The following is a 15,966-nucleotide window of genomic DNA, read 5'->3' on the forward strand; positions in this document are numbered from 1 at the left end:
ATTATTTTTTCATTCCTTCCTTTTTATTAAACCTACTTTCTTTTCTACGGACGGTAATAACTTCACCGCTTAAATATTTTCTGGAGATTAACCATGTCTGATTCGGCATTTAAAGAGACGATCATTATTGGCTCATCCATTATCAGCAGTCGCGATGCGGTTCGTCATGCGATGACGCGGGCGAATGTGACCCTGGATGCGATTAACTGGTATGAGGTGGTGGATTCCCGGGATTTTAAAGAGAATGGTGAAGTGGTGAGGTATGAGGCGACGGTTAAGATTGGGTCGCGGGTTGGGTGATTCCACCGATCTCGCAGGTTGGGTCGAGCGCAGCGACACCCAACAAGACGTTACTCCACATGTTTATTCGTTGGGTGTCGCCTACGGCTCGACCCAACCTACCCAGTTGAAGCAATTGATCGAGACGGCGCGAACACCATAACCTGTAGGGTAGGCTTTAGCCTACCGGCAGCGTAAACGCTGCCCTACAGTGGATCGCCCTTTTAAGGGCGATTATTTGGAAACGACCTATCAGGTCTTCAACGAACTCAACTGCTCATCCAGTTGCAAAATCTCCCCCTCCAATAACCCACTCGCTTCATTACTCTGACTCACCAGCTCCGCCAGTGACTCGGTGGCATCACCAATAAGCGTCAGGTTCTTGCTGATCTCCTCACTCACCGCACACTGCTCCTCAGACGCAGCCGCCACCTGGGTGATATGCTCGGCAATCGAGCTCACTTCATTGCGCACGGCCGACAGCAGGTCATAGCTTTTCAGCGTGTTTTCCCGCGTCCCCTGTGCGCGTTGCGAACTCTTATCGATCACCGACACTGCTGCCGTCACACCATTCTTCAACGCCTGGATCATCTGGTTGATCTCTTCGGTACTGTCCTGGGTCTTAGAGGCGAGACTACGCACCTCATCGGCCACCACGGCAAAACCACGCCCTTTATCGCCCGCACGGGCCGCTTCAATTGCGGCGTTCAGTGCCAACAGGTTGGTCTGCTCGGCAATCGCCTTGATCACCTCGAGGATGCGATAGATATCCTCGGTACGGTTCTCCACCTCTTGGATAGAACGGTTGGCGGAATCCATCTCCGCCGACAGCTGTTCCACTTCGCTCACCGAGCTGTGCAGGGTTTGCTGGGCGTGTTGCACCGAGCTGCTGGCCCGTTGTGCATTATCCGCTACATCCACCGCCAGTTTGGACACCTCCGAAGCGGTGGCCGACATCTCGTTTGTCGCCACCACCACACTGGCGATCTCTTTTTGCTGATCCTGGGTGGCCTGCAGCGAGAGGTCGTTGATCTCCCGCCCTTTGAGGGCGCATTCCTTGGCACCTTCACCCACCTGTTTCAGCTGGGTGACCATGTTGCGCAGCTTGTGGATAAAGTGGTTGAAGCCGCCACTCAGAGAGATCAGTTCTGCATGAGTATTGATCTCCAATGTCTGGGTCAGGTCACCTTCGGCGCTGGCCAGGTTATGCACCCTGCCATCCAGTTCCTTGATCGGTTTCACCACGGAGGCGGACAGGATCAGCAGCCAGATGATCACCACCACCGAGATAATCAGGATCTGGATAATCTGAGAGCTGAGGATCTCCACGACCCGCTGGTCGATTGTAGCCACTACCTGGTTGGCGCTGGCCTGCACCACAGTCTGCGGCAACTCAACCAGAAGTGACCACTCACTATCCACAACATCTATCTTCACCTTGTAACCTACGTAGTAGGTACCATTATGCAGCTGGATGGAATCAACGCGGTCGTGCAGCGAAAGGATACTGGCGGGTAGATCCTCATGTGCCTCACGGAAGGGGCGCGCCAGCTTATTCTTGTAGTGACTCGATGCCACAATCAAGCCCTTCTGGCTCAGCAGGGTGACCTTACTTTCACCGTCGTAAAGGTCCTCGCTGACCTGCTCGGTCAGTTGCTGGAAGAGCGGCAGGTTCACATCCACGCCCACCAGCCCGGCAAACTGCCCACCCACCAGCACCGGTGCAGTCAGGCTGGTCATCAGCTCGGCATTGCCAGGGCTGATCTCGTACAGGTACGGGTCCAGTACGCAGGGGCGGCGACTGTCTTTGGAGCAGAGGTACCACTCCGCTTCCCGGTTGTCGAACTCGTCCAGGCCTGCGGCGTACTTCTCATTGCTGTCAGTGATCGGGCTTTGCTCAATCTCGGTGGGAGAGTTACGTACCCAGTAGATCTCCAGCGAGCCAGTCTCTTTCACCGTATAGATCGCATCGCTGCCACGGTGTTGTGCATCCTGCTGGTCATAACCGTTGGGCTCAAACTGGGTATAGAGCGCGCTAATCCCAGGCTGGCTGTTCAGGGTGGACGCCACCAGCGCATTGACCTGCTGCCGGTTTAACGGCGCCTGCTTATCCACAGCAGAATCCGCCAGTTGACGTGACAGGGTCATCGGCACCTGGAATGCGCTGTTGATATAACCGGCGATACGGTTGCTCAGCTTCCCGGCTTCGGCATCCAAACGGCCCAGTATCTCAGTTTCGATCCCCTCCTGAGTCTGAGCAACCAGATCGGATTTCATCCCATTCAGTCCCATATACAGGCTGCCGCTGAGCATGGAGAACAGGAAGATAAAGGCGATGATGATGGTGGAAAGTAGCTTGAAACGGATAGTTCGGGTACGAACAGATAGCATGATTAACCCACTTTTTAACGCTTCCGTGCAGGGAAGCTAAAAGACTTCATGGTTGGTTGAGGTAGTGCTGCAGTATGGCGACGACGGGAATCGCGGCTCAATACCTTGCTTTGGGTATATGCGCACGACGTCCGGAATCAGCCCTTTGACGGAACTGAAGCGGTCGACTTAATTACCACCTGTTTTTATAGAGCATGAAACTATATAAAAAAAGAAAACCCGAATACCTTTTATTAATACCCAGAATATATTTTTGTTATCTAAAATAATTCTAAACAAAGGCAAAATATAAAATACAAATTTATTTCAAATGCATTAAATTTTTATATCCAAACCATCACTATTAAATATTTTAACCACCTCTTTCGCGCCTATATATTCACTCTTCAGTTCTCCGCTGAACGGGGCAATTTCAGCAGAATGCCCTGTCCTCAATTAATCCTTCATTTCGGTGAAGAAACACAAAAATAATAAGGAACAGAAGATGAAACTATCCTGGTTAGCTCCAGCTGCAGTGCTTGTCGCATCCGTATCTGCCCAGGCTGCTGAAGTCTCCAGCAGCGTGACCATGACCAACGACTACCGCTTCCGCGGTGTATCCCAGACCTCAGGTGATCCTGCTGTGCAGGCCAGCATCGATGTTGGCTTTGACAACGGCGTGTACGCCGGTATCTGGGGCAGTAATGTCAACTTCGGCGACAGCGACAACGCCAACCTGGAAGTGGACTACTACGTGGGCAAATACGGTGAGATCACCGACGAGTTGGGCTACGACGCGAATATCTACTATTTCCAGTACCACGGTTACACCGACGGCACCGACATCGACTTTTTTGAGCTGGACTTCCGCCTGTCCTACAAGGATTTCACCGCGTTGTACGCCTACGCGCCGGACTACATCAACAGCGATCAGGATTACCACTACCTAGCGCTGGATTACTCCACGAGCATCACCGAGGCGGTAAACCTGGACCTGCACGCCGGTTACACCTTCGGTGAGTATTACGAAGATCTGGATGCCGAATACGCTGACTACTCCGTAGGCATCTCTGGCAGCACGGCTGTCCTGGACCTGTCCGTGGCGTACCTGTTCAACGACGTCAAAGGCAGCAAGACCGACGATCTGGACGACAACACCGTCGTGTTCAGCGTCTCCCGCACCTTCTGATCATCCCGCCCCTCCCCTTCGGGGCGTTATGGCCAAAGTAAAAAGCCGGTCCTCTATGTGAATGGAGGACCGGCTTTTTAATAGCTTAGGACTCTTATGCAATCAGCTACGTGATCAGCGGATCACTTCAGGTATTTCTGGCGTATATCCGATACCGCATTGGCATGGCCGTCAAACCCCTCGTAGGTTGCCAGTACCTGCGCCTGCTCCGCCATCTCCGGATAACCGGATTCGGTCACATAGGCCACGGACATAAACTTCATAAAATCCATCACACCCAGCGGTGATACAGTTGCCGCTGCGCCAGAGGTTGGCAGTACAGCGTTACAACCCAGTACAAAGTTGCCCAGGGTGCTTGGCGAGTGTTGGCCCAGCAGTACCTCACCGGCGTTTTCGATACGGCCCAGGTACTGCCACGGATCGCGGGAGAGAATCTGCAGGTGCTCCGGTGCGTACGCATTGATAAAGTCGAACGCCTGATCCATATCAGACGCCAGAACCACACCTCCCATAGGACCGCACAAGACAGTGGCCGAGTACTCCACACGCAGCTCACTCATATTGGCCCAGTGTTCCGGCAAGGCTGCAATCGCCTGCTCGGCCACCTCACGGGAGGTCGTCACCAGATAGGCGGAGGAGTCCGGCCCGTGTTCCGCTTCGATCAGCAGATCCAGCGCGGCCAGCGCGCCGTCCACACTGCTGTCGGCAAAGACGATGGACTCGGACGGCCCGGCTGGGATACCCGGATCGATGCGTGCAGCCAGAAGCTGTTTCGCGGCCACCATCCACGGGCTGCCCGGCCCCACAATCTTGCTGCAGCGGGGCAGGCTTTCGGTGCCGTAGGCCACAGCGGCCACTGCCTGGGCACCGCCACACTTGTACACTGCGCTGATACCGATCTCGCGGCATGCCACCAGCGTTGCTGCATCCACACTGCCGTCGGCACCCGGCGGGGTCAGTACGATGGTACGCTTCACCCCGGCCACCAATGCCGGAATCGCATTCATCAACAACACAGACGGGAAGGAGCCCTTTCCACGCGGTACGTAACAGGCCACAGAAGGGATCGGCAGGAAGCGCTCACCGACAAAACTGCCCGTGCGCACCTCCTGCATGGTCATCTCACCCGGCTTTTGCGCTTCGTGGTAACGACGGATATTGTCTGCCGCAAAACGGATTGCAGTCAGAGTCTTCTCATCCACCAGTGTCGCAGCCACGTCGAACTCGGCTTCGGTCACACGCAGTTGCCCTGGCGTCAGATCAGAGCCGTCAAAGCGGTTGGTAAATTCGGCCAGGGCGTTATCCCCGCCCAACCGCACCTGTTCGATGATGGGCGTCACCTGCTCGATATAGCTACTCAGGTCGGCCTCGGTGCGCTGCAACAGCTGCTCCTGTTGCGCGGGAGAGAGCGTGTCCAGCTCCCAAAAGCTCACGTTTTTGTTCATGTCTAAAATTCCGTAGTGTTTTTGATTCTTCAGATAAATTGCTGACGATTGCCGTTTTGCTGCAGACGTTCGGTAAACCAGGTCAGTGCCCGCCCCCGGCTGGAGCGTCGCCAACAGGCATACAGTTCGACGCTGCATTCCCGGTTCTCCACCTCACGCACCAGCATCCGGCCCTGGTTGATCTCATCCTCGATCAGGTGCAGCGGCATAAAACCCACGGCGATGCCGCTCAGGATCGCCTCCTTCTGGGCAAACAGGTCGGGAACGGTCAGTTGATCGTGACTGCTGAATACAGCGGCATTGGATACTCCGCTCATCAGACGGCTGCTGTCCCCAGCATCCACCAGCCGATGGGTAGCCACCTGTTCCATACTCAGCGGTTCCGGCAATTCCGCCAACGGATGTTCTACGTGCATGGCGAGGTAGAGCTGACGGCGTCCCACCGGTACATAACTCACATCCACTTCATGGGGTGGCCGCCCGACGGCACCGATCACCAAATCCGCCCGCTTGTCGTACAGGGCGTCCCAGGTACCGCTGTACACTTCGCGGATGATGCGCACGCGGGTGCCACTGTTCAGCTGATAGAACTGCGCCAGCCAGTCGTAGAGCGCGTCGCTGCGCAGCATGTTGGTGAACGCGATGGTCAGCTCCCGCTCCCAACCGCTGGCGATGTGGTGCACTTCCGCCTCCAGGCTGGATTGCAGGCGCAGGATCTCCGCCCCATGTTCCACCGCTACCCGCCCCGCCTCGGTCAGGCTGACCCGGTAGTTATCCCGGTTGAGCAGGCATTCGCCCAGGTTGTCTTCCAGCTGGCGGATGGCATAGCTGACACTGGATACGGTTATCCCCAACTCCCCTGCGGCAGCGGACAGGCTGCCATTACGGTCGGTGGCTATAAGTGCGCGAAGGTACTCTGCTTTCAGCGACATATTGCAAAAATCCGAACAAGTTATTGCAGGCTGTCCGGTTATCTAGCCCGGCGCGGCTGCCTAAAATTTATGCTGTTTTGTTTAATCCCTCGTCGAGCGACTGCCATGAACAGTATTGATACCTCCAACAGCAATTCCCTGATCGGTAGCAGCAACCTGCTGATTGCAGCCATCGCCTGGGGTGGTATGTATGGCGTATCGCAAACTGCCCTGCAGTATCTCGATCCGTATTCGATGACCAGCATCCGCTACGGCTGTGGCGCCCTGATCTTCTGCCTGATGCTGTGGCTGAAGGAGGGACGATCCGCATTCCGCTACGACGGCCAGTTTCTGCGCCTGTGGCTGTACGGCTCCTGCGGCTTCTGTGGATTCAGCATTCTGCTGTTCCATGGCCTCAGGCATGCCCCGGCCGAACACGGCGCGGTGATCGCCTCTCTGATGCCCCTGATCAGCGCCCTGATCAGCTGGATCACCCAGGGCAAGCGGCCCAACGGTGCCACCCTGCTCTGCACCCTGGTGGCGATTGCCGGCGTGATTCTGGTGATCTCCCGCGGCGATATCGCCAACCTGCTGCAACTGCAGACAATCAAGGGCGACCTGATGATCATCATTGGCGTCACCTGCTGGGTGATCTTCTCCATGGGCATCAGCCAGCTGCCGGACTGGAGTTCCAGCCGCTATACCGCCCTGTCCTGCTCAGCCGGTCTGATCACCATCCTGTGCGCCAATACGGTGGCCAGCTTTATCGGTGTGTCTGTCCTGCCGACGCTTGAAAGGATCACCCCGGTACTGTTCGAGATCGGTTACCTGATTCTTGCGGCCGGTGTGTTGGCCGTGTCCTGCTGGTCCAACGGCGTAGCACGCATGGGGGCCCTGAACTCCCTGCTGTTTATGAACATGATCCCGGTAGCAGCTTTTGCGATCGCGGCGCTGCAAGGTAAAGCGATCGATCCGATGGAGATCTACGGCATGGCGCTGGTGATTACGGCGCTGGTTGCCAATAACGTGTTGCCACGGATTCAGCGGGCAGATCGGGTTGCTCCGGCATCCTCCCGTTAAGGGAACGTTAGAACAGGGTGAAACCTTGTAGGGATCATGAACAGGGAAAGCAAAACAGCGGACCCGATATCAGGCACAAAAAAACTCCGGCAGCACTGCACTGCCGGAGCTCTCAGATCAGGCCAGTTTGATCCAGGTGGTTTTCAGCTGGGTAAACTTGTCGATGGCGTGCAGGGACAGGTCACGGCCAAAACCGGACTGTTTGTAACCGCCAAACGGGGTGCTGAAATCCAGCGCATCCATGGTGTTCACCGATACGGTACCGGCACGCAGCTTCTTCGCTACGCGGTGTGCACGGTTCAGGTTAGTGGTCCACAGGGAAGCCGCCAGGCCGTAGATCGAGTCGTTGGCGATCTTGATCGCTTCCGCTTCATCCTCAAACGTGATCAGCGCAGCAACCGGACCAAAGACTTCATCACGGGCGATGCTCATCTCCGGTGATACGTTGTCGAAGATGGTTGGTGCCACCACGGCAGTGGATTCATCACCGGCACCGCCGGTCAGCATGGTCGCACCCTCTTCGTTGGCCTGAGCGATGAACTTACGCACGTTGCAGGCATGGCTGGTATCGATCAGCGCACCCACCTGGGTATCAGCATCCAGTGGATCACCCACCGCCATGGACTTGGCTTTGGCCAGGAACTTCTCGACAAACTGATCCTTGATGCTGGCTTCGATCAGGATACGGGAGTTGGCCGAGCAGACCTCACCCTGGTTGAAGAAGATACCCATCGCCGCGTGCTCCACTGCGGCATCCAGGTCACAATCGGCGAAGATCAGGTTCGGGCTCTTACCGCCGGTTTCCGGCCATACCGGTTTCAGGTTGGATTCGGCCGAGTAACCCATAAACAGTTTGCCCACCTGGGTGGAGCCGGTGAATGCCAGACAGTCAACATCCATATGCAGGCCCAGTGCCTTCCCCACGATGTGACCGTGACCGGTCACTACGTTCAGGACGCCGTCCGGGATACCTGCCTCTTTTGCGAGCTCAGCCAGTTTCAGCGCGGTCAGTGGGGACTGTTCAGCCGGTTTCAGCACCACGGAGTTACCGCTGATCAGTGCCGGGCCCAGTTTCCAGGCCGCAATATCCAGCGGGAAGTTCCACGGTACCACCGCCGCAACCACACCGATCGGTTCGCGGGTGATGGTCGCCACGTGATTGCCATCGGTTGGCGCCACTTCGCCGTAGAGTTTATCCACAGCCTCGGCGTACCACTCGAAGCAACCGGCAGAGCCGGGGATATCGATGTTCATCGCATCCTGCACCGGTTTGCCCACGTTTAGGCTTTCCATCAGCGCCAGTTCTTCATGGTTTTCCATGATCAGCGCGGCCAGCTTTTTCATCACTGCCTTACGCTCAGCCGGGGCCTTGTCGGCCCAGACACCGGACTCAAAGCTGGCGCGAGCTGCGGCTACGGCACGATCCACATCCTGCGTGGTACAAGCAGCGGTCGCCACCAGCAGTTCACCAGTGGCTGGGTTAATGGTGTCGTAGGTGCCACCGTCACTGGCGTCGGTAAATTCGCCGTTAATAAATGCCTGCGCAGGCAGGCGCATGTTCTGCTGTTTGTTCAGCCAGTATTCTTTATTCTGAGTGGTCATCTTTATACTCCTTACAGCTGTTCAGACAGCATTACTGTTCACTGCGTTCTTACGCATACGGCGTGGCGCGGTCATATTTTCGACGCTGAGAATGTCGTCCAGCTCCTCGATAGAGAGCAGGCCTTCGGTCAGGATCAGGTCGCGCACGCTGTGGTTGTTCTCAATCGCGTTCTTGGCGATACGGGTCGCGTTCTCGTAGCCGATATACGGGTTCAGTGCCGTGATAATGCCGATACTGTTGTTCACCACGTTGAGGCAGTGCTCCCGGTTGGCGGTGATGCCTTTGATGCATTTCTCAGCCAGTGTGTTCACCGCACGGATCTGCAGGCGCAGTGACTGCATCACGTTGAAAGCCAGTACCGGCTCCATCACGTTCAGCTGCAATTGGCCGGCTTCGGCCGCCATGGTCACAGCAATGTCGTTGCCGATCACCTGGAACGCCACCTGGTTCACCATCTCCGGAATCACCGGATTCACCTTACTTGGCATGATCGAACTGCCCGGCTGCATCGCCGGCAGGTTGATCTCCTGCAGGCCGGCACGTGGACCGCTGGACAGCAGACGCAGGTCATTACACATCTTAGATAATTTGACCGCGTTGCGTTTCAGCACGCTGCTGAAGGTAACAAACGCGCCCATATCAGAAGTCGCTTCGATCAGGTTGTGTGCCCGCTTCATCTCCTTCCCGGAGATATGGCACAGCTCCTCAATCACCAGGCTGGAGTACTCGGGATCTGTGTTGATACCGGTACCAATTGCGGTTGCGCCCATGTTGATCTCGCGGAAGAACTCCACCACATCCTTGGCTTCCTCGATGTCCTCTTTCACCGTGGAGTACCAGGCATCAAATTCCTGTCCCAAGGTGATCGGCACCGCGTCCTGCAACTGGGTACGGCCCATCTTCACCACATCAGAGAACTCCACCGCCTTCTGCTTCAGCTGGTAGCAGAGCCCAGACAGCGCATTTACATACTCCTGGTGGCTGAGCAGAATGCCGAGGCGGATCGCCGTTGGGTAAGCATCGTTGGTCGACTGGGACAGGTTGACGTGGTTGTTCGGGTGCAGGTGCTGGTAGTCGCCACGGGCGTGACCCAGGATCTCCAGACCCCGGTTGGCAATCACCTCGTTAGCGTTCATGTTGGTGGAGGTGCCAGCACCGCCCTGGATTACGTCGACCACGAAGTGGTCGTGCCACTGACCGGCAACGATCTCGTCACAGGCCTGGCTGATAGCAGCTGTCTTGGCATCGTCCAGCAGGCCCAACTTGTTGTTGGCACGCGCTGCGGCCTTCTTTACCATCGCCAGCGCGTTCACCAGTTGTGGGAAGTGCATCAGCTTGATGCCGGTAATCTCGAAGTTTTCCTGCGCGCGCAGGGTTTGTACGCCGTAGAGCGCCGCCTGTGGAACATCCCGTATCCCCAACAAGTCTTTCTCCCGGCGCACCACTTCGTGGGTCTGGGCTTGCAGAGTCACTTCACGGCGTAGCGTGTCCAATCGCATTAAAACCGCTGCCAGCGCTCCACACTTGGCAGAGCTGTTCAGCCAGCGCTGCAGCCCGCTGCGGTCGATCTGCAACAGGGTGACATCGGTGACGGCCTGAAAGTGATCCTTGCACGCCTCACCCAGCGTAAGGTCGTTGGCAAGTATCGGGCCTGCCAGCTCGACCTGATAGCCAGGGCCGGTCTGTTGCAGGATGCCGGAGAGAACAACCACCAGCTTCGCTCCGTCATCCAGCAGGGTGGACTCACCCTTGGTAACGGTGGTGATTGCGCTGATTTTGACCAGTGCGCTCAGCTCCTGAGCTTCAAGGCCTTCACACTGCAGAACTGTTTTGAGTAGCTTTTTATTATTTGTATTCATTTTTTATCCGAATGCTCGGCGGCTGTTCAGCCTGGTTGGTTCGAACATTTCGAACGAGATGTTCGGGGGATTCAGATATCCAGCCTAAGAATCACCACTACATCTGTAAAATATTATTATTTTCTCCTCTGCATTATTTTTTCTTATGCAGCACAGGCTAGCCGGCTGCGGGCTCCAACAATAGCGTAGGTTGGCCATCGCGAAGCGATGCCCAACAAGTCCACTCAACATTACTCAGTAACTGTTGGGCTTCGCGTAGCGAAGACCAACCTGCAACGAACGCCGCGGCAGCAACGCGGGTTACGGACAATAAAAAACCCGGCACAAAGGCCGGGCTTAATCAAAAACGGAGGGACAACCTACAGGTTTCGGTAGAACCGCTTATCGGTGAAGATCACTTCGGACAGTTCCGCCGAGCGCTCCTTCAGCATTTTGATAAATGCCACCGCTACAGGCGTCAGCCTGAATTGGGCAATCTTAGCCACGCCCAGGTGCAGCGGGCGTAGGTTACCCGTCAACGGGATCGCCTTCAGCTCTGTCCCGTCCAACGCCTTGTTGTTTACCAGTGGCGCATTCGCCAGGGTATAACCAAAGCCGTTACTCACCAGACCACGCACCATACCCAACGACTGAGCCTTGTAGGCGAAGTCCGGTTCCAGGTCCTGACTTAAGAATAGGGAGAAGAAGTAATCCCGGGTCATCGGCCAGTCCAGCAGCACCATCGGGTACTCCACCAGATCATTCAGAGACAGCTCGCTGCGATCGGCCAGGGGATGATTGACCGACAGCAACGCATAGGGCGGGAACTGCATGATCGGTTCAAATTCGATATCCGCAGGGATCTGCAGATCGTAGGTCACTGCCAGCTCATAACGGCCGTCCATCAGGCTTTGGATGATATCTTTCTGGTGGCTTTCGTCACACTGAATGTTCACTTCCGGATAGGTATCCACAAAACGACGCATCAATGACGGTAGCAACATCGGGGTGAACGTTGGAAAGCCAACTATACGCAGCGATCCCGCCACCTCTTCGCCGAGGGTATTGGCGTAGTGTCCCAAACCTTCAGCATCTGCCAGCAGCTGCTTGGCCCGCAGAATAAACTGACGTCCCGCCGGGGTGAGTGACAACCCCTGTGCATGGTGACGCACAAACAGCTGCAGACCGGTAACTTCTTCCAGGTGAAGTACTGCCGAGGAGATCGAAGGTTGCGAAACATGCAGGGTTTCGGCCGCTTTGGTAACGCTGCCAAACTCCCCTGCGGTCACGAAATAACGCAATTGCTTCAGAGTAAATCGCATACACAGCACCCGCTTTCTGTTTTATCCACAAGATATAATTAAAAACTTAGCATATATCAACCAGGATAAATTTATCCTATACAGCGAGAAGCTATTTTTGATCTGACTAACCAAGCAGCCGAGTAGATGATCCCACGCTCAGAAATTTGTTTAGCTTATTCAGATGTAAAAAACCTCGGGCATGAACCCAAGGTTTTTATTCTCACCACTCTACAGATCTTGGATCTAAACTGTCAGATCTAGCAGGTCATACTCAGACTGTATGTCCAGTGCCTGATCTACCACAACGATAGCATCACCGTTAGTAAACCAATCGGTTGCAACACTGTATGTTTCAACTGGGTTGATCTGAGCCCAACCATCCCCGGTAAGGTTTACGCTGTCACCGAAGTCACCGGTAACAAACAGAGTGTCATCGTCATCTGTGCGAGCCAACAATGCTGCTTCGGAGATTTGTACGCTGTTTGTTTCAGTTCCTGATAGGTCTACCGTATCGATACCGGTTATCTCTTCAGCCAGCTGCGACAACTGGAAACTATCGTCGCTATCTAGTACGTCAATCTGATTACCATTGGAGTAGATGGTGGATGTGAACATAAAGCTGGTTGGTTCACTGATCAAGTCGTCCGAATTCAAGCCTGTCACGACAGCATCGGCCTGATGCATATGTGTATAGCTGTTGACCTGGAATTCTCCACCAATGGTGTTGCCGTCTGTGTCGAAGCGCTGACCAAAGACACCTCCACCAGAGCCGTCCTGGCTGTCTGAATGCCAAGTCACCACAAAGCCACCTTCATCTAGTGCTGCAACAGATGCATCATCCTGTGATCGGGAGGTTTCGGTATTGATTTGGAACTCTTCGCCCAATGCTTGTGCGTCGCTGTCAAATCGCTGACCGTAGATACCGTTGCCAGAGCCATCCTGATTTGAGGAGCTCCACACAACGATAAATCCGCCATCATCTAGGTCAGTTACGACTGGCGCAGTTTGGTTACCGGATGTTTCTGTATTGATCAGGAATTCACCGCCCTGGCTGTCTCCATTGGCATCAAAACGTTGTCCGTAGATACCGCGACCAGAACCATCTTGCCTATCGGATTCCCAAGTCACTACAAAACCACCATCAGACAGTGCAGTAATCGAAGACTCTGTTTGGTTATTTCGGGTATAGGTATTGATCTGGAACTCAGTACCCTGAGCATTTCCGTCCGAATCAAACTGCTGGCCGAAAATACCCCAGCCACGCCCGTCCTGTGCCAAGCTGGTCCAGCTCACCACAAAGCCATCGTTTGCAAGCATGGTGATAGCAGGATCATGCTGGTCCCAGCGGGAGAAGGTATTGATCTGGAACTCATCACCAGTGGCTTCACCCTCTACATTAAAACGTTGTCCGAATACGCCCTTATTACTACCGTCCTGATGGGTGGAATTCCATACTGCTACAAAGCCACCATCACTTGTAGCGGCCAGCGCACTGTTACCCTGTACACCTTCGGTGTAACTGTTTACCTGTATCACCGCCCCATCGGTATTTCCGTCAACTCCATAACGTTGGGCAAAGACACCGGAGCCGGATCCGTCTTCATTCATCGAAGTCCAGCTCACGACGAAACCGCCATCAGACAAAGAAGTAATAGCAGGCTCGGTTTGGCAGTTGGTGGTGATGGAATTGATCAGGAACTCATCACCAAACGTATTTCCGTCTGCATCATAACGCTGCCCATAGATCCCCCAATCACCACCATCCTGTCTGAACGAACTCCAGGCCACCACAAAGCCACCTTCCAACAACTGATCCTGTCCGGTCAAAGTGATAGAAACATTGGCGTTATCACTGCTGTTTTCACCATCACAGGCTTTGTAGGTAAAACTGGTTTGTGCACTCTCACCACTGTTCAAGTCAGATGCATCTTCTAGCTGAAAACTAAAACTGCCGTCGTTGTTGTTTATTACCGTACCTTGGTCAGGCAGTGAGGTGAGCTCAAACGTAAGGTTGTCCAGGTTTGCATCACTACCAGCAAAATTCGCTTCTACTGCATAGCCTTCACTGGCAATAATGTTGATATCAGCAACTTCCGGTGTCGTACTTGTGTAGTTCAGCGGAGCGTAATCTTCATGCACCGCCATAACTGGCAGGTTGAGACCGTACCATGATCCCAGGGAGAGGTCGTTGCCATTGATATGGTCGTGTACCCCCCAGTTGGTTGGTACAGAGCCATCATGATCAGCCACCAGATACTGCCGACCCGCATGCTCTTCAAGGAAGTTCTCCCCGTCTTTAGTGATCATTACTTCCTGGCCGCTCATTAGATCTTCGAAGTAGGCCTCACCAAATTCGTTATATGCGCGGACTATGTCTTGCCAATCAGCCAATACATAATCTGCCCCGAACTCTGCTTGAACAGCAGCCAGCAGATCATCTGTTTCAGCAAAATTAGTGCTGGTGATTTTGAACAGGTTGGTTGGATCAATATCATCCTGACCGGTTACGTTCACAGTGACGGTGCCTTCAGCACTGGTTTTTCCCAGTTCATCGGTGGCGGTATAGGTGAAGCTAACCTCGCTACTTTCACCATCGTTCAGCAACTGGAAGTCATCTTCAGGATCGAAGGTGAAACTGCCATCTTCATTGTTAGTAACGCTACCCAGAACAGGATCGCTGGTGAGAGTAAACGTCAGATCACTACCTTCAGCATCTGTACCACTGAAGTCAATCGAGGCGGCTGCGTCATCTTCCCCTAGGGTCAGTGCAATATCTTCAACGGTTGGGGCGTGGTTTAGCGGTTCATCGCTGTCCCGTCGCAGGGCGGTGATTGCCACATCGGTTTGATCAAAACGATTATGGTCGTTGATCTGAAACTCGTCGCCCACAATGTTGCCATCTGCATCAAAGCGCTGACCAAAGACACCTTTACCGGAGCCATCCTGGCGGTCAGAGGTCCAGCTGATAACAAAACTACCATCTTCCAGTACGCTTACTTGTGGAGCGCTCTGGCTGTAGTTCGTAGTGGTATTAACAAGGAACTCACCGCCCAGTTGGGCACCATCTGCGTCGAAACGTTGGGCAAAAATACCCAAGCCTGAGCCATCCTGCCCTGCAGAAGCCCAAGTCACAACAAATGCGCCTGAGGCAAAACTCGCAATGGCGGGAGAGATCTGAGCGCCCTGGGTTGTGCTGTTCACACTGAACTCATCACCCACTCGGTTGCCTTGATCATCAAAACGTTGACCAAAAATCCCTTCGCGTGAGCTGTCCTGTCGGTCGGATTGCCACACGGCAACAAATCCGCCATCCTCCAACGCCGTCATTTTGGGTTGCGCCTGGCTACCACGGGTGTGGCTATTCACCAGAAACTCGTCACCGACTCGTGCCCCAAACGCATCAAACTGCTGTGCATAAACGCCGTAACCATGACCATCCTGAGCGTAGGAGGTCCAAGCCATGACGTAGCCGCCGTTACTTAGGGAGGTTACTTCAGGATCAAACTGATCACGCTTGCTGTAACTGTTGATCTGGAACTCATCGCCCAGTGTGTCACCGTGCGAATCAAAACGTTGTCCGAAGACGCCTTTGCTTCCACCATCCTGACCATCAGATACCCAGCTAACTACAAAGCCACCATCAGCCAGCCCGGACACGACGGAGCTGCTCTGGCTTGCGTCCGTGAAGGTGTTGATCTGGAACTCATCACCTACTTTTGCGCCTTGCGCATTAAAACGCTGCCCAATGATTGTATCCCGGCTACCGTCTTGCCCCTCGGAGGTCCATGTCACAACAAAACCACCGTCGTTTAGCCCGGATTTTTCATGAATACTCCTCGATGCCTGTTTTCTCGGAATGTTGTCCAACGAGGAGCTGAAGTACCCGGATTCAGGGGCATGCAACGCGATTTTTCAGACTCAAGGCGCAACTCCCCCTTACCCCCATT

Annotated in this window: 10 protein-coding genes; 3 read left to right on the forward strand and 7 right to left on the reverse strand. The window is 54.5% G+C overall.

Annotation, left to right across the window (positions count from 1 at the left end; genetic code table 11):
- The first annotated feature begins 93 nt into the window (after positions 1 to 93).
- On the forward strand, positions 94 to 300 hold the full coding sequence (locus ACEQ15_RS02940; protein WP_370277539.1) for a dodecin domain-containing protein: 207 nt from the start codon (positions 94 to 96) through the stop codon (positions 298 to 300).
- Positions 301 to 531: 231 nt separating this feature from the next.
- Here ACEQ15_RS02940 and ACEQ15_RS02945 read toward each other — a convergent pair whose 3' ends face one another.
- Entirely contained in the window at positions 532 to 2,670 is a 2,139-nt protein-coding gene (locus ACEQ15_RS02945) for a methyl-accepting chemotaxis protein (protein WP_370277540.1), read from the reverse strand.
- 484 nt (positions 2,671 to 3,154) lie between these two features.
- Between ACEQ15_RS02945 and ACEQ15_RS02950 the strand changes: the two genes are divergently transcribed.
- Positions 3,155 to 3,838, forward strand: coding sequence for a TorF family putative porin (locus ACEQ15_RS02950; RefSeq protein WP_370277541.1), 684 nt, complete (start codon positions 3,155 to 3,157; stop codon positions 3,836 to 3,838).
- Between the two features lie 122 nt (positions 3,839 to 3,960).
- Here ACEQ15_RS02950 and hisD read toward each other — a convergent pair whose 3' ends face one another.
- Together hisD and ACEQ15_RS02960 are read right to left on the reverse strand one after the other, a co-directional pair.
- Positions 3,961 to 5,283, reverse strand: a complete 1,323-nt coding sequence (gene hisD, locus ACEQ15_RS02955) for a histidinol dehydrogenase (protein WP_370277542.1) — start codon at positions 5,281 to 5,283, stop codon at positions 3,961 to 3,963.
- A gap of 29 nt (positions 5,284 to 5,312) precedes the next feature.
- A complete protein-coding gene (locus ACEQ15_RS02960; protein ID WP_370277543.1) occupies positions 5,313 to 6,215 on the reverse strand; it encodes a LysR family transcriptional regulator in 903 nt (300 codons plus the stop codon).
- A 105-nt stretch (positions 6,216 to 6,320) separates the two neighbouring features.
- On the opposite strand from ACEQ15_RS02960, the gene ACEQ15_RS02965 reads away from it, so the two are divergent.
- Positions 6,321 to 7,274, forward strand: coding sequence for a DMT family transporter (locus ACEQ15_RS02965; protein ID WP_370277544.1), 954 nt, complete (start codon positions 6,321 to 6,323; stop codon positions 7,272 to 7,274).
- 117 nt (positions 7,275 to 7,391) lie between these two features.
- Here the strand turns inward: ACEQ15_RS02965 and ACEQ15_RS02970 are convergent, their stop codons facing one another.
- The 4 genes from ACEQ15_RS02970 to ACEQ15_RS02985 all read right to left on the reverse strand — a co-directional run bounded on the left by ACEQ15_RS02970 (position 7,392) and on the right by ACEQ15_RS02985 (position 15,811).
- Positions 7,392 to 8,876 carry an aldehyde dehydrogenase gene (locus tag ACEQ15_RS02970; RefSeq protein ID WP_370277545.1) on the reverse strand — a complete coding sequence of 495 codons (1,485 nt, stop codon included), beginning with the start codon at positions 8,874 to 8,876 and terminating at the stop codon, positions 7,392 to 7,394.
- Positions 8,877 to 8,897: 21 nt separating this feature from the next.
- Positions 8,898 to 10,736 carry an aspartate ammonia-lyase gene (aspA, locus tag ACEQ15_RS02975; RefSeq protein ID WP_370277546.1) on the reverse strand — a complete coding sequence of 613 codons (1,839 nt, stop codon included), beginning with the start codon at positions 10,734 to 10,736 and terminating at the stop codon, positions 8,898 to 8,900.
- 359 nt (positions 10,737 to 11,095) lie between these two features.
- The gene (locus ACEQ15_RS02980; RefSeq protein WP_370277547.1) at positions 11,096 to 12,037 is read right to left on the reverse strand and encodes a LysR family transcriptional regulator; all 942 of its coding nucleotides are present in this window, start codon (positions 12,035 to 12,037) and stop codon (positions 11,096 to 11,098) included.
- Positions 12,038 to 12,262: 225 nt separating this feature from the next.
- Complete coding sequence (locus ACEQ15_RS02985) at positions 12,263 to 15,811, reverse strand: Ig-like domain-containing protein (protein WP_370277548.1); 3,549 nt, start codon at positions 15,809 to 15,811, stop codon at positions 12,263 to 12,265.
- Between the last annotated feature and the right edge of the window lie 155 nt (positions 15,812 to 15,966).

Source organism: Pontibacterium sp. (assembly GCF_964228735.1).
Classification (GTDB): domain Bacteria; phylum Pseudomonadota; class Gammaproteobacteria; order Pseudomonadales; family Balneatricaceae; genus Pontibacterium.

What these genes read in the sequence shown, in the direction of transcription:
- ACEQ15_RS02970 (WP_370277545.1), bottom strand. Translation starts at nt 8,876, where the DNA reads ATGACCACTCAGAATAAAGAATACTGGCTGAACAAACAGCAGAACATG.
- ACEQ15_RS02965 (WP_370277544.1), top strand. Translation starts at nt 6,321, where the DNA reads ATGAACAGTATTGATACCTCCAACAGCAATTCCCTGATCGGTAGCAGC.
- ACEQ15_RS02950 (WP_370277541.1), top strand. Translation starts at nt 3,155, where the DNA reads ATGAAACTATCCTGGTTAGCTCCAGCTGCAGTGCTTGTCGCATCCGTA.
- ACEQ15_RS02960 (WP_370277543.1), bottom strand. Translation starts at nt 6,215, where the DNA reads ATGTCGCTGAAAGCAGAGTACCTTCGCGCACTTATAGCCACCGACCGT.
- ACEQ15_RS02945 (WP_370277540.1), bottom strand. Translation starts at nt 2,670, where the DNA reads ATGCTATCTGTTCGTACCCGAACTATCCGTTTCAAGCTACTTTCCACC.
- aspA (WP_370277546.1), bottom strand. Translation starts at nt 10,736, where the DNA reads ATGAATACAAATAATAAAAAGCTACTCAAAACAGTTCTGCAGTGTGAA.
- ACEQ15_RS02940 (WP_370277539.1), top strand. Translation starts at nt 94, where the DNA reads ATGTCTGATTCGGCATTTAAAGAGACGATCATTATTGGCTCATCCATT.
- ACEQ15_RS02980 (WP_370277547.1), bottom strand. Translation starts at nt 12,037, where the DNA reads ATGCGATTTACTCTGAAGCAATTGCGTTATTTCGTGACCGCAGGGGAG.
- hisD (WP_370277542.1), bottom strand. Translation starts at nt 5,283, where the DNA reads ATGAACAAAAACGTGAGCTTTTGGGAGCTGGACACGCTCTCTCCCGCG.